At 67.7% G+C, this 22,795-nt stretch carries 21 protein-coding genes and 3 pseudogenes; 10 read left to right on the top strand and 14 right to left on the bottom strand.

All coding sequences use genetic code 11. From position 1 onward, the window contains the following. Positions 1-250, top strand: a pseudogene (locus tag D0D37_RS47635) (tetratricopeptide repeat protein); the annotation flags it as partial. Here D0D37_RS47635 and D0D37_RS39980 read toward each other — a convergent pair. The 6 genes from D0D37_RS39980 to D0D37_RS39955 form a co-directional block, all read right to left on the bottom strand. Further along, the gene (locus D0D37_RS39980; RefSeq protein ID WP_116205777.1) at positions 204-770 is read right to left on the bottom strand and encodes a hypothetical protein; all 567 of its coding nucleotides are present in this window, start codon (positions 768-770) and stop codon (positions 204-206) included. The pseudogene D0D37_RS47635 and the gene D0D37_RS39980 sit on opposite strands and share 47 nt — an antisense overlap. After that, positions 767-2,380: a vWA domain-containing protein gene (locus D0D37_RS39975; protein WP_116205776.1), complete on the bottom strand. Its 1,614-nt coding sequence runs from the start codon at positions 2,378-2,380 to the stop codon at positions 767-769. Before D0D37_RS39975 ends, D0D37_RS39980 begins: the two co-directional genes overlap by 4 nt. Then, a complete protein-coding gene (locus D0D37_RS39970; protein ID WP_116205775.1) occupies positions 2,377-3,516 on the bottom strand; it encodes a toxic anion resistance protein in 1,140 nt (379 codons plus the stop codon). Before D0D37_RS39970 ends, D0D37_RS39975 begins: the two co-directional genes overlap by 4 nt. Next, positions 3,516-4,592, bottom strand: coding sequence for a hypothetical protein (locus D0D37_RS39965; protein ID WP_116205778.1), 1,077 nt, complete (start codon positions 4,590-4,592; stop codon positions 3,516-3,518). The genes D0D37_RS39970 and D0D37_RS39965 overlap by 1 nt, the downstream gene beginning before the upstream one ends. 149 nt (positions 4,593-4,741) lie before the next feature. Beyond that, positions 4,742-5,749, bottom strand: coding sequence for a hypothetical protein (locus tag D0D37_RS39960; RefSeq protein WP_116205774.1), 1,008 nt, complete (start codon positions 5,747-5,749; stop codon positions 4,742-4,744). Positions 5,750-5,857: 108 nt separating this feature from the next. Further along, positions 5,858-9,691, bottom strand: coding sequence for a tetratricopeptide repeat protein (locus D0D37_RS39955; RefSeq protein ID WP_116205773.1), 3,834 nt, complete (start codon positions 9,689-9,691; stop codon positions 5,858-5,860). 330 nt (positions 9,692-10,021) lie between these two features. Here D0D37_RS39955 and D0D37_RS39950 point away from each other — a divergent pair, with 330 nt between their 5' ends. The 4 genes from D0D37_RS39950 to D0D37_RS39935 are packed head-to-tail and all read left to right on the top strand — an operon-like array spanning position 10,022 to position 13,774. Continuing rightward, positions 10,022-11,041 carry a D-isomer specific 2-hydroxyacid dehydrogenase family protein gene (locus D0D37_RS39950; RefSeq protein ID WP_116205772.1) on the top strand — a complete coding sequence of 340 codons (1,020 nt, stop codon included), beginning with the start codon at positions 10,022-10,024 and terminating at the stop codon, positions 11,039-11,041. Next, positions 11,034-12,071, top strand: a complete 1,038-nt coding sequence (vanA, locus tag D0D37_RS39945) for a D-alanine--(R)-lactate ligase (protein ID WP_116205771.1) — start codon at positions 11,034-11,036, stop codon at positions 12,069-12,071. The genes D0D37_RS39950 and vanA overlap by 8 nt, the downstream gene beginning before the upstream one ends. Next, positions 12,068-12,676 (top strand): D-Ala-D-Ala dipeptidase VanX, encoded by a 609-nt coding sequence (vanX, locus tag D0D37_RS39940; protein ID WP_116205770.1) that lies wholly within the window; start codon positions 12,068-12,070, stop codon positions 12,674-12,676. Before vanA ends, vanX begins: the two co-directional genes overlap by 4 nt. Further along, complete coding sequence (locus tag D0D37_RS39935) at positions 12,677-13,774, top strand: UDP-N-acetylglucosamine--N-acetylmuramyl-(pentapeptide) pyrophosphoryl-undecaprenol N-acetylglucosamine transferase (protein ID WP_116205769.1); 1,098 nt, start codon at positions 12,677-12,679, stop codon at positions 13,772-13,774. Here D0D37_RS39935 and D0D37_RS39930 read toward each other — a convergent pair. Both D0D37_RS39930 and D0D37_RS39925 read right to left on the bottom strand, forming a co-directional pair. Continuing rightward, positions 13,724-14,836 (bottom strand): sensor histidine kinase, encoded by a 1,113-nt coding sequence (locus D0D37_RS39930; RefSeq protein WP_116205768.1) that lies wholly within the window; start codon positions 14,834-14,836, stop codon positions 13,724-13,726. The two genes, D0D37_RS39935 and D0D37_RS39930, sit on opposite strands and share 51 nt — an antisense overlap. Next, positions 14,833-15,507, bottom strand: coding sequence for a response regulator transcription factor (locus D0D37_RS39925; RefSeq protein ID WP_116205767.1), 675 nt, complete (start codon positions 15,505-15,507; stop codon positions 14,833-14,835). Before D0D37_RS39925 ends, D0D37_RS39930 begins: the two co-directional genes overlap by 4 nt. Positions 15,508-15,595: 88 nt before the next feature. Here D0D37_RS39925 and D0D37_RS39920 point away from each other — a divergent pair, with 88 nt between their 5' ends. The 4 genes and pseudogenes from D0D37_RS39920 to D0D37_RS39910 all read left to right on the top strand — a co-directional run bounded on the left by D0D37_RS39920 (position 15,596) and on the right by D0D37_RS39910 (position 17,964). Beyond that, positions 15,596-16,132, top strand: coding sequence for a M15 family metallopeptidase (locus tag D0D37_RS39920; protein WP_208720456.1), 537 nt, complete (start codon positions 15,596-15,598; stop codon positions 16,130-16,132). Between the two features lie 133 nt (positions 16,133-16,265). Beyond that, positions 16,266-16,478: pseudogene (locus D0D37_RS48685) on the top strand (aminoglycoside phosphotransferase family protein); the annotation flags it as partial. Between the two features lie 73 nt (positions 16,479-16,551). Continuing rightward, the gene (locus tag D0D37_RS47630) at positions 16,552-16,806 is read left to right on the top strand and encodes a phosphotransferase family protein (protein ID WP_208720454.1); all 255 of its coding nucleotides are present in this window, start codon (positions 16,552-16,554) and stop codon (positions 16,804-16,806) included. Between the two features lie 15 nt (positions 16,807-16,821). Further along, positions 16,822-17,964 (top strand): GyrI-like domain-containing protein, encoded by a 1,143-nt coding sequence (locus D0D37_RS39910; RefSeq protein ID WP_116205765.1) that lies wholly within the window; start codon positions 16,822-16,824, stop codon positions 17,962-17,964. 243 nt (positions 17,965-18,207) lie between these two features. Here D0D37_RS39910 and D0D37_RS39905 read toward each other — a convergent pair whose 3' ends face one another. Then, positions 18,208-18,603, bottom strand: a complete 396-nt coding sequence (locus D0D37_RS39905; RefSeq protein WP_116205764.1) for a cupin domain-containing protein — start codon at positions 18,601-18,603, stop codon at positions 18,208-18,210. A gap of 60 nt (positions 18,604-18,663) precedes the next feature. On the opposite strand from D0D37_RS39905, the gene D0D37_RS39900 reads away from it, so the two are divergent. After that, complete coding sequence (locus D0D37_RS39900) at positions 18,664-19,134, top strand: MarR family winged helix-turn-helix transcriptional regulator (protein ID WP_116205763.1); 471 nt, start codon at positions 18,664-18,666, stop codon at positions 19,132-19,134. Positions 19,135-19,732: 598 nt separating this feature from the next. Here D0D37_RS39900 and D0D37_RS39895 read toward each other — a convergent pair. The 5 genes and pseudogenes from D0D37_RS39895 to D0D37_RS39880 all read right to left on the bottom strand — a co-directional run. After that, complete coding sequence (locus tag D0D37_RS39895; protein ID WP_116205762.1) at positions 19,733-19,945, bottom strand: hypothetical protein; 213 nt, start codon at positions 19,943-19,945, stop codon at positions 19,733-19,735. 65 nt (positions 19,946-20,010) lie between these two features. Next, positions 20,011-20,841, bottom strand: a complete 831-nt coding sequence (locus D0D37_RS39890; RefSeq protein ID WP_116205761.1) for a spermidine synthase — start codon at positions 20,839-20,841, stop codon at positions 20,011-20,013. After that, positions 20,838-21,230 (bottom strand): adenosylmethionine decarboxylase, encoded by a 393-nt coding sequence (gene speD / locus D0D37_RS48285; protein ID WP_425267017.1) that lies wholly within the window; start codon positions 21,228-21,230, stop codon positions 20,838-20,840. Before speD ends, D0D37_RS39890 begins: the two co-directional genes overlap by 4 nt. Next, a pseudogene (locus D0D37_RS39885) lies at positions 21,204-22,358 on the bottom strand (type III PLP-dependent enzyme); the annotation flags it as partial. The gene speD and the pseudogene D0D37_RS39885, both read right to left, overlap by 27 nt. A gap of 24 nt (positions 22,359-22,382) precedes the next feature. Next, positions 22,383-22,795, bottom strand: a 413-nt coding sequence (locus D0D37_RS39880; protein ID WP_162834713.1) for an AAC(3) family N-acetyltransferase, incomplete at its 5' end; no start/stop codon positions are given.

Raw genomic sequence — 22,795 nt, 5'->3', positions numbered from 1 at the left:
CCCCCACCCGCTCCCCGACGCACTGGCGGCGCTGGCCTGGTACCACACCGAGCACGAGTGCCTGATCGCCGCGCAACACACCGCGACGACCCTCGAGCGGAACCCGGCTGGCTGGCAGCTGGCGTGGGCACTGGAAACCTTCCACGTCCGGCTGTCGCGACTCTACGACCGGCTGGCCCGTTGGAAGAGCCCGGCGGATCTCGCTACGGCTCCTCGCCGAGGTAGCGCGTCTGATCCTTCTGCCGGTTGACCTCCGCCGCGTAATACTCCTCCGCCAGCTGATGCGTGCGCCGCTCAATCAAGCCCAACTGCGTCGCCAGCTCCTGCCCAGCCTCCGCCCGGTGTGCAGCGAACCACCGCGGCAGGTTGAGGTACGTCTGAACCGACAACGGCAGATCCGTCCGAGCCAACAACAACACCCGATGCTGCAACTCCGGATTCGCCGCCAACCGACGAGGATCCGAAAGCAGATCCGACAACATCTCCGCCACCCGCCGCACCGCGTCCACAGTGGACTCAGGGAGCCGCCCCGAAGCCGTCTGCACCAGGGTGTCCAGCGAAGAACGAACCTCCGCAGCCTCCACCGACGGGTCGACCACCAGCCGCACCTTCTCCGGCGGGCCCAGCAGCGCACCCGCCGTGTAGAGCACGGCCAGGACCACGAACATCAGCCACAACGGACCGATCACGCCGGCCACGTACAGCAGCAGCCCGACGAGCGCGCCAACGCAGCCGAAGATGTTCTTGGTGGAGCCGAACCAGCGCCTCATTGGTACCCGCGAATCTCCTGGAACACGCTGGCCAGCTGCACGTTCCTGGCGTCGAAGACCTTGCCGCCGGTCAGCGCGGCGACCTGGCCGAGTTCGTCGCCGCTGCCCTCGCCGAACAGGACCGTGAACACCGGGATCTGCCGCATCGCGGGCGGCAGCGAGCCGAACGTCGCCTTGAACGCGGCGAGGTCGGAGCCGTTCTCGTTCTCGCCGTCGGTCATCAGCACGATCGAGTTGAACCGGTCCGGGTCCTTCGCCACCAGCGGCTCCAGCACCTGATAACCGTGCTGCAGGGTGTCGTAGATGGCCGTGCCGCCGTTCGCGGTCAGGCCGCCGACGTAGTCCTTGATTTTCGCCAGCTCCGGTTGCGGCGATTGCTCGGGCACGGTGAACGTCGTCGGCATCCCCGGCTGGGTGTTGAACGGCAGCATGGTGACTTCCTCGCGGCTGCGGAACTGCCGGTAGCGGCCGACCAGCGAACTGTCCGCGCCAGTGAGTCCGGACAGCGCCGAACGCAGCGCCTCGATCCGGCCGTCTCGCATCGACCCCGACGTGTCGAGCAGGTACAACGTCCGCGATGGGCGGCGGATCTTGCTGAAATACGCGGAAAGCAGCGCATCGACGGCCTGTTGCGTCGCCGGGAACGGCAACTCGACCAGGTCGTGCGACGCGAACTGCTGCCCGAGCTGCACTCCGGGGACGGCTGGACGACGCTGCGTGGTGGTCATGATCCGGCGCTGCGCATCGGGCGTGCGCAGGTAATCCGAGAGCTTCTGGTGTGCCGTGCGCGCGACGTCGCTCGCGCCGTTGAGCAGGGTGAGCGGATAGTCCGCGGTGACGACACCGTCCGTGGGATAGATCAGGGTCAGCGGCTGCGGCAGCTTGCCCGAGGCGTTCAACGACAGCAGCACGGACTCGTAGTTGACCAGTCCGTCGACCTTCTGCCCCGGATCCTGCCCGGTCGCACGCTTTTGGAAAGCATCGGACAGCCAGCCCGACGAACCCGCCGACATCTGTTGCGCGCTGAAGAACTGCGTGAGCTGCGGCGTGACGGCCTCGATCTGCTTCGCGTCGACCGCCGCTCCCGCACCGGAGAGCGCCGAAGCAATCCCGACGAGCGCGGAGAACCCGGAGTTCGACGCCGACGGGTCGGTCATCCCGTAGCTGAACTCCTTCTTCCCTGCCGCCACCGCGATGTCGCCCCAGGTCGGGGCCTTCTTGTCCCAGCCAAGCCGCTGCGCGACCGGTGCGGAGAGACCCAGCACCACCGGCGAACGCATGATCTTCGCTTGGTTGCCGAGCCGTTTGTTCGCGTCAGGAATGCCTGCCGGATAACGGTTCGAGGAGAACCACACCGCGTCGTACTTCCCGTCGACGCTGCCCTTCGCGAGCGCCTCCGCGCCCTCCAACGTGCCGGTGAAGGTGAACTTGACGTGCACCCCGGTCGCCTTCGCGGCTTCGTCCAGCACCGGTTGCAGGTCGGCCAGCTCGCTGCCCGCGAACACTCGCAACGTGCCTGGCTCAGGCTGTGCCGGATCGGTCGGCTGAGCCGACGAACAACCGGTCGCCAGCAGCGCGGCGGCCAGCGCCAGTACGCCGAGTTTTCTCACAGCTCCCCCTCGTGCGACCGGCGCAGCCGATCCTCCGCGCGACGCAACTCCCCGGACAGAGATTCCACAGTGGACGCCATGCGCGACACAGCTTCGGCCTTGAACCCGTCGATCGCGTCAAACGCCGAGTAGATCCGGTCGAACGACTCGCGCAGGGTGTCGACCGCGACTGCCGGGTCGCTCGAAGCCTTGCGGATTTCCTCGCTCTGCGACTGCAACAGCTCCGCATTCGCCCGCAGCAGACCGTTTGTGGTCGCCTGCAACGCGTTGACCTCGTCAAGGACGTCTCGCTGGTTCGCCAGCGCCGCGCTCACCAACATCGCGACGCGCAGCGCGGAAACCGTCGTGGTCGCCGCGCGCTCGACACCGCGGATCAGCTCATCGTTAGTGCGCCGCACCAAATCGAGCGCGAGATATCCCTGCGCGCTCACCGCCAGCTGCGTCAGCACATCCTGGTGCCGCTGACGAATCGGATACAGCAGATCGGCACGCAGAGCGTTGGCGTGCGCGGGATCCGTGAGATCGAAGACGCCTGCCTGCCGGTCGATCGCCCCGTCGACCGCTTCGGCGAACGCGGCGGCTTCGGCCAGTTTGCCGAGCGTCGCCCAGAGCCGCTCGCGTTCGCCCTTGATCGCCGCGTTGTCGCGCCGCAGCACGTCCTGTCGCATGCGCAACTCGCGGACCAGCGCGTTCACCGGTTCATTCGCTGTCCGATACCGATCGAGCGCCCGCTTCGCGCTGGCCGCGGCGGGAAAGATGCCGAGCAGCTTGCGTCCGGTGATCGGCAGCTTCGCCGGATCGAGTTCGGCGACCGTGCGACGCAACTCGGTCAGGCTTGTCGTCACTTCCTGCTGCGGCGAACGAGCAGCGTCGAGTGCCTTGGTCGACCGGTCCAGCATCGTGCCCGCGACCGTCGCCGCCGTGCGCATGTCCGCCTCGCCGACCGCGAGGACTTCGTCAAGCAACGCGGTGAACTCAGGCGACTTCACATCGAGCGCTTCGAGCCGCGCGGCGAATTCGTCGGCCCGCTGGGAAATCTCGGTCCGGGTGTCCTCGCCGAGCGTGATGAGCCCGGCCGCGCGTTCCATCGGGACCGCCGCGACTGGTTCCGGCGGGGTGAGCGTGAACTCGTCCATCAGTACTGCTTCTGGATCGAGTCGAGCATGCGTTCCAGCGTCTCGAAACTGGGCGGTTCGACGGCATCGACGAGATCACCCGGCACCTTGGCCTTCGCGGCGACCTCGCGGAACACCTGCGGATTCGTCGTGCGGAACCCGAAGGCGGCGGCCAGCTTGCCGAGTTCCGGATCCGTCGACAACGCCTGGCCGACCTTGTTTCCGTTGGCGGAAAACGGAACCAGCGTATGCTTGGAATACACCGTCGGCGCCGGGTAAAGCATTCGCATGTCCGGACGAATCGAGCCGTCGTTCCGCAACACCCGGTCGACGTACTGCGACTCGTAGATCAACGCGAGCGGCGTCTTGCCCATGCCCGCCGACAGGTAGTCCTCGAACGGCCCCTCGGTGCTGTTCTGCGTGTAACCCTGGTCAAGGAACAACTTCGCGACCTGCGGCAGAACCTTCGCCTCCTGATCCGGGCCGGAGACGACGTTGTTGCCGTTGGCCACGAACGAAACGAGCGACAGGTACATCGCCGCGGAATTGGACTCGCGCGGGTCGGTGGTGGTTACGAGGACGTTCTTGCGCACCGGATAGGCCGTGTTGTTCGGCAGCTGGTCCCAGCGGGTGCCCGCGAGCTGCAGGTACTTCGCGATGTCGAGCACCTGGTAGTCGCCCGCGCCCTTATGCACCACGCCGTTGGCGCTCAGCAACTGCACGATCGGCTCGAACGTCGCGACCGCCATCGGAGACTGGAACGGCGTGTAGACCGTCGTGACCTTCTTGTCGCGCTGGATCTTCTGCGCCGCCGGCGAGGAGGACGGGAACGCGAACTCGTACTTCCCGAGGTCGACGGTCGTCGCGATCTGCCGCGAGCCCGCAGTGTCGACCTCGACCTTCAACCCCTGCTTGGCGAACGCGTCCACCACGCGCTGATCAGTGAAGAAGGCCTGCTTCTCCGATCCGATCACCCCGCGCACGACGGTAATCCCACCGCCGGCCGCGTCGCCGCCGCCGGATCGCCCCCAGACGACGACCCCCACCACGGCGAGCACCAGAACCACAGCCAGCCCGATCGACAACCGGCGCTTCACGAACCCACCCTCTCGCACGTCCCCCGACGCGTCTTCTCGAATCCTTCATCTTTTGACGCGCGGCACGGGGTTTTCGGCGTGAACGGTCGATGAACAACCGGGGTTCCTGGTGGCGTGGTGGCGAAATCGCTGCGGTGACAGGGATTTTCTTACGAGGGAAGGTCTTCCAGATTGAGCCGGTACCAGTCGGCTTCGGTCACGAGGTGCAAGTCCGCACCCCGCCCGAAAACCCGGGCCCGCCGCGGCACTTCTTGCCCGTCCGGCAGGACGAGCCGGTACTCGCCGGTCACCCGGAGCCGGTCGTCGTCGAGGACCCCGGCCACCAGCCGATCGCGGTCCGGCTCGTAACCGCCGTAGAACGCGACCCGGGAACCGCGCACTGCCAACGCGGTGGCACTGCGGACGTCGTTGTGCCACCCGGTCACGCCGCCGTCGCGGATCCGGACGAGGGGCCACTCGGTGTAGAAGCACGTCCAGGCGGTGTCGCCGTCGACGTTGAGTGCGTAGCAGTCCGTAATGTGGCCCCACGCCACCCGAGCGGAACTTGGGTAATGCCATTCCTCGGTCAAGTCAGCCGAGAACCGGACCAGCCCGCTCCGGCCGACGGGAGGCGCGGCACCGGCGTCGCCCCAGCCGCGCGCGCCGAGGACGCCTTCATCGAAGTAGCCGACCCAGATCTTGCCGTTTCGCGTGGCCTGCACGTGGTCGATTCCGTCGCCGAAAGTCTGCTCGGCCACCGTCTCGCCGTCGGGGTCGTAGACGATCGCGTTGCGGTCCGGGCCTCCGGGACGCCAGGTGCACCGCGCGGCGACCACCAGCACGCGACCGTCTGGCAATGGCTGCACCGTCGGATGCTCCAGCCGAAGAGCGGGAATCCGCGCGGCGACCGCCATCTCCGGTACGTGCACGGTCACCCGCGCGGCCGGAAACCGCACCGCTTGGTCAGCAGGGGACGACCACAACGCCATCAGCTCGCCGAGCGGGCCGATCGACGCCGAGATCCGCACGTCCCCCTGCTGCGGCGGCAAGATCCGCGCATGATGCCAGGCGTGGACGGTCGGCAGAGCCAAGACCGTCTCCCGGCGTGCCGCGTACCGCCGCTCCCACTCTTTCACCTGGGCATCCGACCACACCGAAGTCCGCTCGCTCCACCGCATTTCGCCGAGCGGAAATCCCTCACCGGGCCCCGCGCACCTCGAAAACCGGCCGAGCCCAGCCGGTCCGAGATTCAGGCCCTGCGCGGTAACGAAACCCGGGCTGGCGGCTCAACTCGGATTGAGGTCAAGGCGATCCACCGCCGACCGCAGATACTCGCGGACGGAATCCGCTTCCGACGAGCCGATGCGGTCGAAGATCTCCAGCGCGGCACTCAGACAATCCCGCGCGCCGTCCTGGTCTCCTCGCGAAACCGCGGATCGGCCGAGCCCGGCCAAGGCCTGTGCCTCTTCCAGCGGGCTGTTCACCTCACGCGCCAGCGGCAACGCGCTTCGGTACCGCGCCCCTGCCTCCTCCACCTGTCCGGTCGCCAGCAGCAGCGCGCCCATGTGGTTGAGCGCCTCGGCCTTGCCCAGGTGGTTGCCCAGCTCGGTGAAGATGTCCAGTGCCTCGGCGTGACACTCCTCCGCGGCCTCCAGTTCCCCGACAAGACGCAGCGCCGCACCGAGTTCATTGAGCCCGAACCCTTCGCCGAGCCGGTCGCCCAGCGCACGGGAAATGGCCAGTGCCTCGTGGTGCGCGTCGACGGCTTTCCGCGGTTCGCCGATCATCCGCCAGGCCACCGCGAGGCTGTTGAGCGCGAACGATTCGTGGAAGCCGTCGCCGAGCCTGCGGAAGCCGCCGACCGCACGGGTGTTCGCGTCGACCGCGCCGGGGAAATCGCCGATCGCCCGCCGCGCGACGCCCAGTTCGTTCCAGGCGTCCGCCTGGCCAAGGAGGTCGTCCAGTTCCTCGTAAATGCTCAGTGCGTGCTCGTGCGAGCCGACCGCGGCCCGGTAGTCGCCGTTGACCAGGTAAAGGATGCCGAGTTCGTTGCGGGCGTGCGCTTCCCCGCTGCGATCGCCGAGTTTCATCACCATGGCGAGCGCGCGCTGGAACGCTTCGGCAGCACCGGAATAGTCGTCGAGACAGCGCCGCACCGCGCCGAGCTGGCCGAGCGCGGCAGCCTGCCCTGCCTCGTCCCGCAAAGCGGTATAGCTTTCCAGCGCGGCGGCGTGCGACGTGGCGGCCGACGCGTAGTCGCCGATGCGCCGTTGGACGCTCCCCAAGTGGTTCAAGGCATGTGCCCGCGCCGCCTCGTCACCGTGGTGTTCCGCGGCGCGCACCGCGGACTGATGCAACCGCAACGCCCGGTCCCACGGCCCAGCGATGTAAAGGAACTTGGCCAGGCACGCCGACAAATCGACGACCTGCTGATGCCACCCGTGCCGAATCGCGTGGTCAGCGCAGGCAAGCAGGTTGACGGTCTCGACGCGCATCCACCGCCACGCCTCGATGCTGCTCGCCACCCGGGCGTCGCGCCCGGCCCGGCGGCGGAGCGACCGGGTTCCGCGCAGGCCGTCAGTGGTCACGTCCTTGGCGATGTGCGCGGCCGCGTCGGCAGCCGTGTCGCAGTAGTAGTCGAAAAGCCTGCCGACGGCCCGTTCGGCTTCCTGCTGATCGTCGTCGTGGCTGAGGTTCCGGGAGTACTCGCGGATCAGGTCGTGCATCCGGTAACGGTCGAAAGCGGGCTCTTCGAGCATGTGGTCGTCGTAGAGGGCGCCGAGGTGCGCACCGGCTTCGGCCACCGGGAGGTCCGCCATCGCCGCGGTCGCGTGCGCGTCCAGTTCGGGGCCGGGGTGCAGGCCGATGCGGCGGAAGAACCGTTGCTGGCCGGGGCCGAGCTGACGGTAGGACAGATCGAAGGCGGCGGCCACCTCGATGTCCTCCGCGCGCAGCCGGCCGAGCCGGTCGTGTGTCGAATCCAGCTCGTCCGCCAGATCGGTCACCGTCCATTGTGGACGGCTACGCAGTCGTCCAGCCAGCAGGGTCACCGCCAGCGGCAGCCAGCCGCACAGGCGCACCACTCGGTCGACCGCCTCGCCCTCCTCCGGCCGGATCGGCCTGCCGGAGAGCCGCACGAACAACGCGGACGCCTCTTCGGCGGGCAGGACGTCCAGCGCCAGCGAGACCGCCCCGTCGAGAGCCGTGAGCCTGCGGCGGCTGGTGATGATCACCAGCGACCCGGCCGCCGCGGGCAGCAGCGGTTCGACCTGCTGGTGGCTCAGCGCGTCGTCCAGGATCAGCAGCGCTCGCTTGTCCGCCAGCCGGTCGCGCCACAGCGCCGCCCTGGCGTCGAGTCCGGCCGGCATCTGCTGTGCGGTCACCCCGATCAGGGTCAGCAGCGACGCGAGCGCGTCCGCCGGCCCCACCGGCGGCTCGCCCGGGGTGTGCCCGTGCAGCCGCAGGAACAGCTGCGCGTCCGGAAACCGTTGCGCGAGAAGGTGACCGGCGTGCACGGCGAGCGCGGTTTTCCCGACTCCGGCCATGCCGTCGATCGCGTGGATGGCGACCATGCGGCCGGTGTGCACCGCGTCGGTGATCTCCTTGAGCACGTTCTCCAGTTCCGCGGTCCGGCCGGTGAAGGCGGGAGCGTCGCGGGGAAGCGTCCGTTTCGCCAGCTGGCCGCTGCCTTCCCGGTCCGGACGCGGCGACGGGTCCGGGTCACGCGGGCCAAGAGCCGGACCGAGGCCGTCCGGAGCCTCGCCCGACCGGTCGGGCGGCCAGGGATCGCCGGGCAGGCTCGCCCAGCCGGTCGTCTGGCTTCCGCGCAGCGGCACCGGAAACGGCCGGCAGGTCTCCGCGCGGCTGCCCTCGCTGTGCCGCACGACCTCGTCGAAGAACCACGTCGAAACCATCATCGCGAGAACGCTCGAAGACCCGGCCAGCGCGGACTTCAACGCCGGCGAATCGACCAGCCGGAAAGCCAGGACGACCGCGTTCGAGGTCACGCCGTGCTGGTCGTAGTGGACCTCCCCGGCGTGCACGGCGAGCCGCAGCCGGATCTGTTCTTCCGCGTCGGCGACCCGGTTGTGCACCTCCAGAGTCTCGACGATCGCGCCGGGCAGCGACTCCGTGAAGGCCGCTTTCGGCACCTCCGGAGGAGCGAGCACGAGCACCCCGTCGCCGCGGTCCTCGTGGTAGCACGCCTCCCACGGGATACCGGCTTTCCGGAACGCCCGGCGCAGCGTCTGGTACATCGCGTCGCGCACGGACAGCTGGTTCCGGTTCGTCCGGCTCCGGTGGCTGAACCCTTCGACGTCGGCGACGAGAATCGTCCGATGCACCGCCGCCGAACGGGATTGGCCGTTCCCGTCGCCGGGCAGCAGGCCGAGGACGAACCGCTTGACCTGCCCGTAGACGAGCGAACTGCGGTCCTCCGGCTTGCAGATGCCGACGTGGTCCGCGTCCACCGGAATCGGCCGGACCCTCGGCAGTCCCGGATTCGCCGACGCCTCGTCCACCACCCGAACCCGGCGGGTCAGGCGTGTTTCGAAGAACACCAGGTTGGCGATCCCGGTGTCGTCCGCCCAATCCCGGTAGCGGTCGTTGAGCTGCCGCAAGTAGGCGCTGTTACGGCGCAGATCTTCGACCGCCGGGGTGCCCCGGTACAGCACGCCCAGCGCGTCCACCGCCCGAGCCAGCCCGGAACCGGTGTGCGGCGTGCCCAGGAAAACGACGCCTCGGGTCGCCCTCGCGAAACAGGCGAAATCGGTCCGGCTCTCGGCGGCGTGCAGCAGGATCTCCTTCACCAGCAGGCCGCCCATGCTGTGCGTGACGAAGCACAACGGACGCTCGCCGAGTCCGGCGTTCTGCAACTGAGCCATCAGGTTGACCGCACGGTCCGGCACCGGCATCGACTGGCCGCGCCACCCGCTCGACCAGGCCTCGTACCCCAGCGTCCAGACTCCGACGCCGGCGAGATCGGCGGCCAGCCACCGCGGCCAGAACGTGCCGTCGCCGCCGCAACGCCACGACGCGCGGGCATCGCCGTCCAGTCCGTGGACGAATACGACGTCCAGAACCGTCCGGCGCGGGACATGCACTGCCACGACCGCCGTCACTGCCGTTTCTCCCCCTGTGCGTCCGCCTTCACGCCCCCCAGCGCCGCCACCGGCCCGCCACCCGGAACGACCGGCGTGGTCCGGACGGATCGTTCCGTTCGCTCAACGGTCGCACGGTTTGTCACCGATGTACAAGAGTTTGAAGTCCGCCACCTGGGGGTATGGGAACCCGTCTACCTGCGAAAACAGCAGTACCGCCGGCGGATTCCTCGCGATCGCGCCGAAAAGGGCCGCCGCGAGTGCGCTTCTCCCTCTTCGCCGACCAGATATCGTCCGTGTATCGGAAACCGCATACGTGCTGGCAACATCGCGCGGCTTTGACTGGCAGGCATGACCTACCGCGAACCGGCATGCGCCGCGGTCCTCCGGGTCCGAACGCCGGTTGCGGCGACCGGGATCACGATCTACGGGTGCGGGCCGGACGAAGCCGCCTTGGTCCGGGAGGCGGTGTCTCGGCTGGGGGTGACACCGACTGTCACCTCGGCGGCGCTGTCGGAGGCCAACGTCGGACTCGCCGCCGGAAATCGGTGCGTCAGCGTCAGCCATAAAACCCGCATTGCCAACGGCGCCCTGCACGCGCTCAGCGAAGTCGGCGTCCAGTATCTCTCCACGCGGAGCATCGGGTGCAATCATCTCGACGTCGCGTACGCCGAAAAAGTCGGGATCACGGTGGAAAACGTCGCGTACTCGCCCGACAGCATCGCCGATTACACGCTCATGTTGATGCTGATGGCGACCCGCAACGCGAAATCACTCGTCCGCCGGACGGACGCACACGATTACCGGCTGAGCGATCTTCCCGGAAAAGAACTGCGCGACCTGACCGTGGGCGTCATCGGCACCGGACGGATCGGCGCGGCGGTCATCGACCGGCTGTGGGGTTTCGGCGGTCAGAAACTGGCTTACGACCTTCGGCCCCGGACGTCCGCCGACTACGTTCCCCTCGACGATTTGCTGCGGCAGAGCGACATCGTCACCCTCCACACCCCGCTCACCCCGGAAACCCGCCACCTGCTGAACCGGCAGCGGATCGAGCAGATGAAACCCGGCGCGATCGTCGTCAACACCGGCCGCGGCGGCCTGATCGACACCGACGCCCTCCGGTCCGCGTTGGAAAACGGCACGCTGGGCGGCGCGGCTTTGGACGTCCTCGAAGGGGAAGAAGGGCTGTTCTATGCCGACTGCCGCCGAAAACCGATCGAAAACACGAACCTGGCGCGGCTGCAGAAACTGCCGAACGTGCTGATCAGCCCGCACACCGCGTACTACACGGACCACGCCTTGCGCGACGCGGTGGAAAACAGTCTCCTCAACTGCCTGAATTTCGAAAGCTGGACAAATCATGGCTAAGCTCAAGGTCGGCGTCATCTTCGGCGGAATCTCCGAGGAACACCCCGTCTCGGTCAAATCCGCGCGAGAGGTCGCGAAGAACCTCGATCCGGAAAAGTACGAGCCGTACTGGATCGGGATCACCGAGGACGGCTCCTGGAAGCTGTGCGACGGCCCGAGCGAAGCGTGGGAGGACAGCGGCCGCCCGGCGATGCTGTCGCCGGACCGGAACGTGCACGGGCTGCTCGTCGAAGAGCAGGGCAAATACGAGCCGGTCCGGCTGGACGTGGTACTCCCGGTGCTGCACGGCAAGCTCGGCGAGGACGGCGCGATGCAGGGTCTCCTCGAGCTGTCCGGAATCCCGTACGCGGGCTGCGACGTGCAGAGTTCCGCGCTGTGCATGGACAAATCCCTCGCTTACCTGGTTGTCGACAGCGCGGGCATCGCCACGCCGAATTTCTGGGCCGGCACTGCGGACGAGGCCGTCGACGCGAGCAAGTTCGCCTACCCCGTCTTCGTGAAACCGGCCCGGTCCGGTTCGTCGTTCGGCGTCACCAAGGTTGCGCGCGAGGAGGACTTGCCCGGCGCGATCGCGGAAGCGGCGCGATTCGATTCCAAGGTGCTGATCGAAGAAGCGGTCGAGGGCAGCGAGGTGGGTTGCGCGGTCTTGGGCAACGGCACGGACCTGTTCGTCGGCGAACCGGACCAGATCCGGCTGTCGCACGGGTTCTTCAAGATCCACCAGGAGGACAACCCGGAAAGCGGTTCCGAGAACTCGACCATCATCGTCCCCGCGGATATTTCTCCGGAATCGCGCGCACGGGTCCAAGCGACCGCGCGGGCCATCTACCGCGCACTGGGTTGCAAGGGGCTCGCCCGGGTCGACCTGTTCCTGCTGGAAGACGGCACCGCCATGCTCAATGAGGTCAACACCTTCCCCGGCCTGACCTCCTACAGCCGGTACCCGCGGATGATGGCGGCGGCCGGAGTGCCGTTCTCCGAAATGCTCGACCGGATGGTGTCGCTCGCGCTGGCCGGGACGCCCCGATGAAGCACGGTTTCGCCTTCCTGGACGAGGCCGCGCCCGGGATCCGCTGGGACGCCAAGTACGCCACCTGGGACAACTTCACCGGCAAACCGGTCGACGGTTACCTGGCGAACCGAATCGTCGGCACCCACGCGCTGTGCACCGCCTTGCAAAGCGCGCAAGACAAAGCCGCGACGCTGGGCTTCGGCCTGCTGATCTGGGACGGCTACCGGCCACAGCGCGCCGTGGACTGCTTCCTGCACTGGGCAAAACAGCCGGAAGACGGTCGCAAGAAGCACCAGCACTACCCGAACCTTAACCGGGCGGAAATGTTCGAAAACGGTTACGTGGCAACCAAATCCGGCCACACCCGAGGCAGCACGGCGGATCTGACGCTGTATCGCCTGGACACCGGCGAACTCGTCCCCATGGGCGGCGGCTTCGACCTGATGGACGTCGTCTCCCACCACGACGCACCCGGCATCACCGCGGACGAGGCGGCGAACCGGCAGCACCTCCGTTCCATCATGGAGGACTGCGGTTTCGCCGCCTACGAAGCCGAATGGTGGCACTACACGCTGAAAGACGAGCCTTACCCAGACACGTACTTCGATTTCCTCGTCGCCTGAATGAACCCCACCGCACCACGCGTGGTCGTCGCCGGAGGCCATTCGGCCGGGCACATCGAACCCGCGATGAACTTCGCCGACGCACTCCGCCGGCTGGCCCCGTCCGCCGAGGTCACCGCGCTCGGCACCATCCGCGGCCTGGACACGACGCTGATCCCGGCCCGCGGCTACCCGCTGGAACTCATCCCGCCGGTTCCGTTGCCGCGCAAGGTAACCCGGGCTCTGCTGCACACGCCGACCCAGCTGCGCGCTTCGATCCGCGCTGCCGGAACGGTCCTCGACCAGGTCCAGGCAGACGTCGTGGTGGGCTTCGGCGGTTACGTCGCCGCCCCGGCCTACCTCGCCGCTCGCCAGCGACGGCTGCCGATCGTGATCCACGAGGCGAACGTCCGCCCGGGAGCAGCCAATCGTCTGGCCGCCCTTCTGACGCCGCACGTCTACACCGCTTCCCCCGACGTCCGGCTGAAAAACGGCACCGCGATCGGAATCCCGCTGCGTCCGGCGATCACCGGACTCGACCGTGCCGCGGTCCGCGAAGCAGCGCGCCAACGGTTCGGCCTGAACACCGACGACCCAGTGCTACTGGTCACCGGCGGTTCGCAAGGCGCCACAGCGATCAACGTCGCCGCCTCCGGTGCCGCTCCCGCGTTACGGGCGGCCGGAGTGCAAGTCCTGCACATCACCGGCCCGCAGCACATCGTCGAAGCGGGCGACCCGTCGTATGTCGTCCTGCCGTATGTCGACGAAATGCAGTACGCCTACGCCGCGGCCGACTTCGCGATCTGCCGCTCAGGCGCGATGACCTGCGCCGAGCTGGCCGCAGTCGGGCTTCCAGCCGCGTTCGTCCCGCTCCCGGACCGCGGAGGCGAGCAACGCCTGAACGCCGGACCAGTCGTCGCAGCGGGTGGCGCACTGCTCGTCAACGACGCCGATCTCACTCCGGCCTGGATCGAGTCCGCGCTGATCCCGATCCTCACCGACCCAACCCGAATCACGGCGATGTCCGCCCGCGCCTCCGCGACCGGAACACCCAACGCCGACACCGCCCTAGCTCGGCAAGTCCTGACGATCGCCGAGCGACATCGACCCGCCAGGTAGCCGCACCGTCACCCGAAGCCCGCCAGCAACACCCGGTGCCAGCGAAAGAGACCCGTCGTGTGCCTGCGCGATGCTCTTCACGATCGCCAGTCCCAGACCGACCCCAGCGTGATCCCGCCGAATCCGCTCGGTACCGCGCTGGAACGGCTCGGTGAACGTCCAGATCCGCTCCGGATTGACTTCCTCCCCCGTGTTCTCCACGGTGAGCGTGCCCGTCCTCGCGGAGGACACGGCGCGAAGCTGCACAGTCCCGCCCTCCGGCAAGTTGTGGACGATGGCGTTGTGCAGCAGATTCGTCGTCAGCTGCAACAGAAGCGCCCGCGACCCGCGCACGGCCGTGATATCGCCCGAAGTCTCGATGACGACACCGTGCTTCTCGGCAAGCGGGAGAAGCGTCTCGGCGGCTTCCTCCGCCAGAAGCGACAGATCGACCGGCTCCCGGGTGAACGACCGCTGGTCCGCGCGGCTGAGCAGCAGCAAAGCTTCGGTGAGTTCGATCGCGCGGCCGTTCACGACACGGAGTCGCTCGTGAAGTTCGCCGACATCGCGGTCCGGGTCGTTGCGCGCGACTTCGAGAAGGCTCTGCGTGATCGCCAGCGGAGTGCGCAGCTCGTGGGAGGCGTTGGCGGCGAATCTCCGCTGCTCGGCGACGTGCGCGTCGAGGCGCGCGAGCATGGCGTCGAAGCTGTCGGCGAGTTCGCGGAACTCGTCGTCGCGGCCTTCCAGCTCGATCCGGTGCGCGAGCGAGCCGGTGGAGGCGCGCCGGGTCGCGGCGGTGATCCGGGTCAGCGGGGCGAGCATGCGCCCGGCCAGCACCCAGCCGCCCAGCAGGCCGAACACCAGCAGGAGCAGCATCACGACGGCCGCGTCGGGCGCGAAGTCCTTGATCAGGTCGCGGCCGGACGGGGCCATCACCACCGGCATGACCTCCAGCGCCCGGTCCTGGTAGTTCAGCAGGAACAAGCCCACCGCGCCGAGCAGCAGCGTCCCGGCCAGCATGAGGAAGCCGGCGTAGCTGAGGGTCAGTTTGAGCCGGACGCTCATCCCCGGCTCGCGGATCATCCGCGCTCCGATCCGTCGTCGATCCGGTAGCCGACGCCGGGCACGGTCGCGACCAGCCACGGTTCGCCGAGCCGTTTGCGCAGCGCCGAGACCGTGATGCGGACGGCGTTGGTGAACGGGTCCGCGTTCTCGTCCCAGGCCCGCTCGAGGAGTTCTTCGGCGCTGACCACTCCGCCCTCGGCCGCGACCAGCACCTCGAGGACGGCGAACTGTTTCCGGGTCAGCGCGACGTACCGGCCGTCCCGGTAGACCTCGCGGCGGAACGGATCCAGTTTGAGTCCCGCGATCTCCCGAACCGGCGGCCGGTTGTGCGCGCGCCTGCGGTCGAGTGCGCGCAGCCGGAGCACGAGTTCCCGCAGCTCGAACGGTTTGGTGAGGTAGTCGTCGGCGCCGAGTTCGAAGCCGGAAACCTTGTCGTCGAGCCGGTCGGCGGCGGTGAGCATCAGGATCGGCATGCCGCTGCCGGACGCGACGACGCGTTTGGCGATCTCGTCGCCGGACGGCCCAGGAATGTCCCGGTCGAGCACCGCCATGTCGTACGCGTTGACGCTCAGCATTTCCAGCGCGGTGTCCCCGTTCCCGGCGAGGTCGGCCGCGATCGCTTCGAGGCGCAGCCCGTCCCGGATCGCCTCAGCCAGGTAGGGCTCGTCCTCGACGATCAGCACACGCATGCCGTCGATGCTACGAGCAGCTGCGTATCGCTGGCATATCCGAAACCGCGTACGCGCTGGCAACACCGGTTCGCCTTGGCTGAACGCCATGACCCGCAGCGAATCAGCACGACGCCCGGCTCTCGCCGTCTTCCGGCGAACCGCCCGCCGCGTGCTTCGCCGTCGTGGCGCACTCAGCGAGGCTGACGGAGCCGTCCCGCCGGGCACAACGGTGTTCGCGGAGATTCCGGCCGTGGCCAATCTCGACCCGGTGTTCCTGGATGCGCTTCGCCGAGCGGCCAAGGACGCCGCCAACGACGGCGTCGAATTCCGCGTCAACAGCGGCTGGCGTTCCCCGGCGTATCAGAATCGGCTCCGGCACCAAGCGATTGCCAAGTACGGCTCGGAACAGGAAGCCGCGCGTTGGGTAGCTACCGCCGACCGGTCCGCGCACGTCTTGGGGAACGCGATCGACCTCGGGCCGTTCGAGGCCACGGCTTGGTTGTCGAAACATGGTGCCGCGTATGGGTTGTGTCAGATCTACCGCAACGAGCCGTGGCACTACGAACTCCGTCCCGAAGCCGTCCTCCAGGGCTGCCCGCCGATGTACGCGGACCCTTCGCAGGACCCGAGGTTGCAGCGCTAGCCCTCAGGTACGTGAGGGGAACCCTGAGGGAATCAGAGTCCCTCAGGGTTCCCCTCACGGACAGCCAACCCTGCACCTGCAGCGCCCCCTAAATCCCAGGCATGGGGGCGGCAGTGGGGGGGCGCCCGCAGCCTTGCCCGGCCGGGAACTCGGCCGTCCCGGCAAACCGTCGACCGCGTCACCGGAAGCCTGGGCCGACGCCGGAGCCGCCGCCCGGAAACTGCACGAGGCGCCGATGCCGCCGGCGCCCGGCTGGAACCCCGACGAACTCGCCGCGGACCTCGACCGCGAATGCTCGTGGCTGATCGCGAACGACGTCCTCCCCGCCGACCTGGTCACCCGCAACCACCGGATCGCCGAGGCCGCGCTCCGGCCGTGGACCCCTGTCTTCACACACGGCGACCTGCAGATCGCCGTGCGTGAAGACAGGGGTAACCGGCGTCCTCGACTGGTCCGAAGCCGCCCAAGGCGACGCCCTGTTCGACCTCGCCGCGCTGACCCTCGCCCACCAGGAACACCTCGCCGACGTCGTGGCCGGTTACGGCACCGACATCGACCTCGACGTACTCCGCGGTTGGTGGTCGCTGCGCAGCCTCCGGGTAGTCCACTGGCTGGTCGGACACGGTTTCGACCCGGCGCCGGAGGTCGCGGTCTTGGCGGCACAGCTATTCTAGTACTAGAATAGCCGAGTGCCCGCCCTCACCGACGCCGAACTGACCGTTCTCGGCTTGCTCGTCGAGCAACCCCGGCACGGCTACGACCTGGAGCGGGTGATCGAGAAACGCGGCATCCGCGCCTGGACCGCGCTCGGCTTCTCCTCGATCTATTACGTCCTCGACAAACTGGCCAAGCGCGGCCTGATCGAAACCACCGGCGGTCCCCGCTCCGGGAAATCCCGCGCGACCTTCCAAACCACGCCATCCGGGGTCGAGCTGTGCGCGGACGCCACCCGCGAAGCGCTCACCACCCTCACCCCGGTCCACGCGCGCGTCCTCATCGCCATGGCCAACAGCCCCGGCCTGTCCGACGCGGAAGTGCTTGCCGGACTGACCGCACGGCTCGCCGCGGTACGCGAACAACTCGCCGAAGTCCGGGCGACGCGCGCCCGCCAAGAACCGCTACCGGACGCCGCGGCAGCGATCTTCGACTACAGCGAAGCGATGCTCACGGCCGACCTCACCTGGACCGAAAGTGTCCTCACCAAGGAGACCGCGATGGAGAAGTACGACGTCAAGAAAGCCCGCCGCGCGCTGTATTCGCCGCCGTCGAAAGACTTCACCGTCGTGGACGTCCCCGCGCTCCAGTACCTCGCCGCCGACGGCCACGGCGACCCCAACACCGCGCCGGAGTACTCGAACGCCGTCGAAGCGCTGTACGGAATCGCTTACGCGGTGAAGTTCGCCAGCAAGAAAACCCTCGGCCGAGACTTCGTCGTCGGACCGCTTGAAGGCCTGTGGCGCGCGGACGACCCCAGCGTGTTTCTGACGCGGGACAAGGAAAAGTGGGACTGGACGATGCTGATCAGCCAGCCGGACTGGATCACCGAAGAGATGGTCCGGGAGACCGCCGAAAGCGTCGCGAAGAAGAAGGACAACCCCGCACTCGCCGGAGTTCAGCTACGCACGCTGGCCGAGGGCACGAGCGTCCAGATCCTGCACCTCGGCTCGTACGACGACGAAACGCCCACGCTGAACCGGCTCCACCACGAATACCTGCCCGAGCACGACCTGACGTTCAACGGCGACCACCACGAGATCTACCTGAGCGACCCGCGCCGCACCGCGCCCGAGAAGCTGAAAACGGTCCTGCGGCAGCCGGTCAAGCCTCTTTGACCGCGAGAACGACGGTAACTGCCGGACCGGCCGGCAGTTACCGTGCTTGCGGTGTTACTGGCAGGCTTCGCAGTCCGGGTCGTCGATACGGCAGGCAGCGCCGTCGACGAGCGGAAAGTCGAAGTCGTCCAGAACGGGAACGACCGAGGCGGTCTCTTCGGACACGGCGGGCGGCGTGGTGGGAGCAGACATATCCGTTGTAGCGCTCAAAATCGCCGAACATTCCGTGACGCCCGCCACAGCTCAGGCCACCCAGTTCGGAAGAATCTTGTCCCCGTCAGCGGTCGCGCAGGCAGGCACCACGCCCATCCGATACACCCGCGTACTGCCCGGCGCACACACGATCGCCACCATGCCGCGCTGCGCGTCAGCCCGCACCTGCCGCTCCGCGTCGGCAGGCAGCACCACCGTCTCCCCCTCTTTCACGACCTCGACGACACCGTCCAGCGTGATCTCCGCCCCGCCGCCGAGAATCGCCCACACCAGCTCCGTGTCGAACGCATGCACCGGCCCGACCGCGCCGGGCGCCATCTCGACTCTCCATACCGCCTGCTGGCTGCCGCCCTGAGTCGGCGAAGCCAGCGTCGTCATCACCGCGTTGGGCGTCTCCGTCCGGCGACTGTCCCGAATAACCGTCACTTGCCACTTCCCTTACACTCGACAACGTGGTTGTCCATATAGTCAACGAGGTTGTCTACTATGTCAAGCGATCCGCCGGGATACGAGCTGCCGCTGCGCCTGCTGTTCGGCTTCCGCAGCCTGATCGACGACCTCCACGCCGAGCTGGCGAAGCAGGGCCACCCCGACGTCCGGCCGATGCACGGCTTCGTCTTCCAGGCAATTGGCCCGGCGGGCACGACCGCCGTCGACCTGGGCCGCACGCTCAGCGTGACCAAACAGGCCGCGGGCAAGACGATCGACACTCTGGAACGGCTCGGCTACGTCCACCGCGAACGCGACCCCGCCGACGGTCGCCGGATGCTGGTGCGGCTGACTGATCATGGCCTGGACTGCCTGGCCAAGTCCGCGCGGATCTTCGACCAACTGCGCTCGGAGTGGTCTGAAACCTTAGGTGCCGGGCGGTTGCGGGCGATGGAGGAGGACCTGCGGAAGGTCTCCTCGCCGGAGTCCGCGAGACTGGATCTGCCGGGCTGGTTCTCCGGCCACTGACCTGCCGCTTGACACCGATCAGGGGCGGCAGTTGGATCCGCTCATGCATCGAAGACGGGGAATCCTGCTGGCCTCCGCGGTAGCGGCCGGTGCGGCGATCGCGGTGACCGTGGGGTTGACGTCGAGCGACGGCCAGCCACAAGCCAATCCGGTTGCCCCGCAGGTCGTTTCTTCCCCCACGGCACCCTGCTTCCCCCGCTCCGGCTCCCGCTCCCATTCTCGCTTCGCCCAGCCCAGCCGTCGCTTCGCCAGCCCCGCCGGTTCTCCCGCTACCCGCCGCGAAACCCGCCAGCGCGCACCACAGCAACCCCGCGCCGAAAACCCGCGCATTCGACGTCGAGCGGACGCGCTCCCAGCGACGCAATCCGCGACCGCGTCTACCAACCGCCGCTCAACCCGCGGCCGCAGGGCCAGGTACCCGGAGCGGGCTGGGAACCCGGAACGAAGTCCGGCAACACCGGCCCGTCCGACGAGCCCGTCACAACCCCGACTCCGCTGCCGAACCCAGGGACGCACCAGTCCGGTTGACCAACACGGCTTCGCGCCAGGAGGAGACCCTTCCACGCGGCCGCATTTGCCGAACTGGTTCTCCGGCCGATCAGGCGTCGTGCGTGTCGAGAACCAGCTTCTCCAAAGCCGAGACAGCTGCCCCGCTCCGCAAGAACAGCCTGGTCCGGCACGCGATCCGGTCGCGCTCTTCGTCCAGTTCAGCCAGGAGCCGGTCATCACCAGCCGTGAACTGCTGCCCGATCCGCCGCCGAAGCCCCCGCCCGGTGACCACAACGAAACCGTTGCGCTGCAACAACTCCACAATGGACTCGAACGCCTAACTGACCACTCCGTCCGGAGTGATCAACGCGAACGTCCACAAATCCGTCACCGACGAAGGCTGACCGGCGGAACCGTAGCCCCACGCAACGCCAAAGCGTCAATAGTCTCCGGCCGATACCGCAGCGTCTCCAACCGCTCCACCATCGTCTCCACCGGCGCTTCCACCTCCGCGCCGAAGAAAAACGCCCACTCATGCTCCGCCGAACCAAAGTAGACCGGCGTAGCGAAGACCTCCTCGAACCGACGCCAGCACTTGACCAACGTCGAGTTCCGCCACAACGTCGGGCACCCGCCCTGATACGCCACCACCCCGCCCGGCGTCAGCAACGACCGGCACTGCGCCAAGAATTCCGCGCTGTACAACCGATTGTGCTGAGCCTCGGTGTCATCCTGCTCATCCGGCAGATCCACCAGAACCACGTCGTACTTCTCCGCGCAGGCGTGGACGTACTCCCACCCATCGGCGTAATGCACCCGAACCGGCCCCTCGCCACGCTCCGCGCGAGCCAGCTCCGCCGACGAGTAACCGTACGGAAGATGCTCCGCACAAAGCCGAACCGCCTCGGCGTCAATATCCACGTGATCGACCGACGCCCCGGCCTCAGCCGCAATCTGGCACACCACACCTTCGCTGGAACCGACCACCAACACTCGGTCCACAGTGGACGCAAGCAGCAACGCCGGAACCAGCAACGCCTCGTGATACACCAGCTGGCTGAACTCGGTGCTCTGCCGCTCATCATCACAGAAGAGCGAAATACCCTGCGCCGTCTTGCCGATCACCAGGTGCTGGTAGGCAGTCTGCGTGTCGACCAGCACGTCCGAGACATGCCACTGCCGGATCAGCCCAGCGCCGACTGGTTCCTCGATGTTCAACTGTCTTCCTGTCCTCTGTGGATAGTGGTGACCCGCGAAACGCTCGCGCCGAGCAAGTCTCGCAACAACTGAACCGCCAGTTCCGGATCCGCCTTGCGCCCGCACGTGAACACATCCACGAACGCCGACCCGCGCTCCGGATACGTGTGAATCGAGGCGTGCGACTCCGACAGCAACGCCATCGCCGTCACCCCGTGCGGCTCGAACTGCTTGTACGTCACTTCGCACACCGTCGCCCCGGCCTTGTCCAGCGCACGTTCCAAGCTCTCGCACAAAACCGCCGGATCGTCGAGCAACTCGGCCGACACCCTGGAGAACTCAGCCAGCACATGCCGTCCGGCGAACTCCCCCACCCCACCGGCTTCCCCGCCGACGAAGTACGACCGCAACGGCGGAAACCCGTTGAACGACACCGAAGAGTAACTTTGCGTGTACGCTCCGGCATCCGGAATGTCGACGTAGTCCCCAGCCCGCAACGTCAACGGCAGCCGATACGGCGTGCGCTGATAGAGCACGTCGTCCCCGTCGCAAGTCGGTCCCGCGACCACGACCGGACCGTCCGGACCACCGTCATGCGCAGTGACCAACCGGTACGCGATGGCCTCGTTCTCGGTCTCGGCGAGTCCGCCGTACCGCCCGATGTCGAGGTACACCCAACGCCGCTCTTCGGCAGAAGACTTGCGCGACACCAGCACAACCTCGCTGCGAATCACTCCGGCCGACGCCACCACCGCCCGCCCCGGCTCGAACGACAACGCAGGCGCGACCGCGAAATGCCGCCCCACCGACTCGCGAATTACCGCCGCGTACTCCTCCAACGGCGGCGGCTCAGTCAGATAGCCAACCGGAAACCCACCGCCGATGTTCAGCCCCCGCAACGAAACCCCACGCTCCGCAACCGCGCGGGTCACCGAAGCCGCAGCAGCGATCCCGACTTCCCATGCCTGCGGATTAATGTGCTGAGACCCGACGTGGAACGCGACCCCTTCCGGATCAAGTCCCAACTCAGCCGCCCGGACGAGCAGGTCGACCGCCATCTCCGGCGCACATCCGAACTTGCGCCCGAACGGCGTCTGCGAACCACGACTGTCCACGAGAATCCGGCACGAGACAGTCGCCCCCGGCGCGAACTCGGCGAGCTTCTCCAGATCCTCGAGACTGTCAAAGGTAAACCGCCGCACTCCCACGCGGTGCGCGAACTCGATGTCCCGCGCCTTCTTCACCGTGTTGCCATAGGAAAGCAACTCAGGCCGCGCCCCTTGCGCGAGGCACAACTCGATCTCCTCGCGCCCGGCGACGTCAAACCCCGCACCGGCTTGCCGAAGGATCCGCACTACCTCCGGCGCCGGATTAGCCTTGACCGCGTAGTACATCCGAGCTTCCGGCAGCACCTGCTGGAGCCGCTCGCAGTTCCCCCGCACCACGTCAAGGTCCACCACGAGACACGGCGTCGGCGGCCGTCGTTCCTCCAGGAACGCCCGGCAACGCTCCGACACCCGCGAGAACCCTTCAGTCACAACGCCCGAGTATAGGTGCCAGCTTCACCGCAGCAGCTCTCCCAGCCTTCGCTGAGCAAACCCTACGAACGGTACACAGTCCATCACCTGACAGCCGGCGTCCCCGATCTTCCCCCGCCGCACGCCGCCCGTCTCCGAGAATTCGGCCCCGACCTGAGGAAAGAAGCGCCCGTTGTCGTCTCCGACGTCATCGGTCCGCACCCACACCCGCTCCCCGTCCACAAGGTACGGAAACCGCCGCACCTTCCGCCGATGATGCGGCACCAGAGATTCCGCGTAGTGCAGGAACGAGTTCCGGTTGTGCCCGACCCCCAGCAACAGGATCTGCGCCCCCTCGCGATACAACCAGTCAAAGGGCGACCCCAGACCCACCGCATAGGCAAGCGGCTGCCGACTCGTCACCTCCGCCGCCCGCGCCCCCACCGCCGCTACAGACG

Origin of the sequence: Amycolatopsis circi, assembly GCF_003385235.1 — a bacterium.
Lineage (GTDB): Bacteria > Actinomycetota > Actinomycetes > Mycobacteriales > Pseudonocardiaceae > Amycolatopsis > Amycolatopsis circi.
Note: the sequence above shows the minus strand (reverse complement) of the source record. Positions and strands in the feature narration are given on the sequence as shown.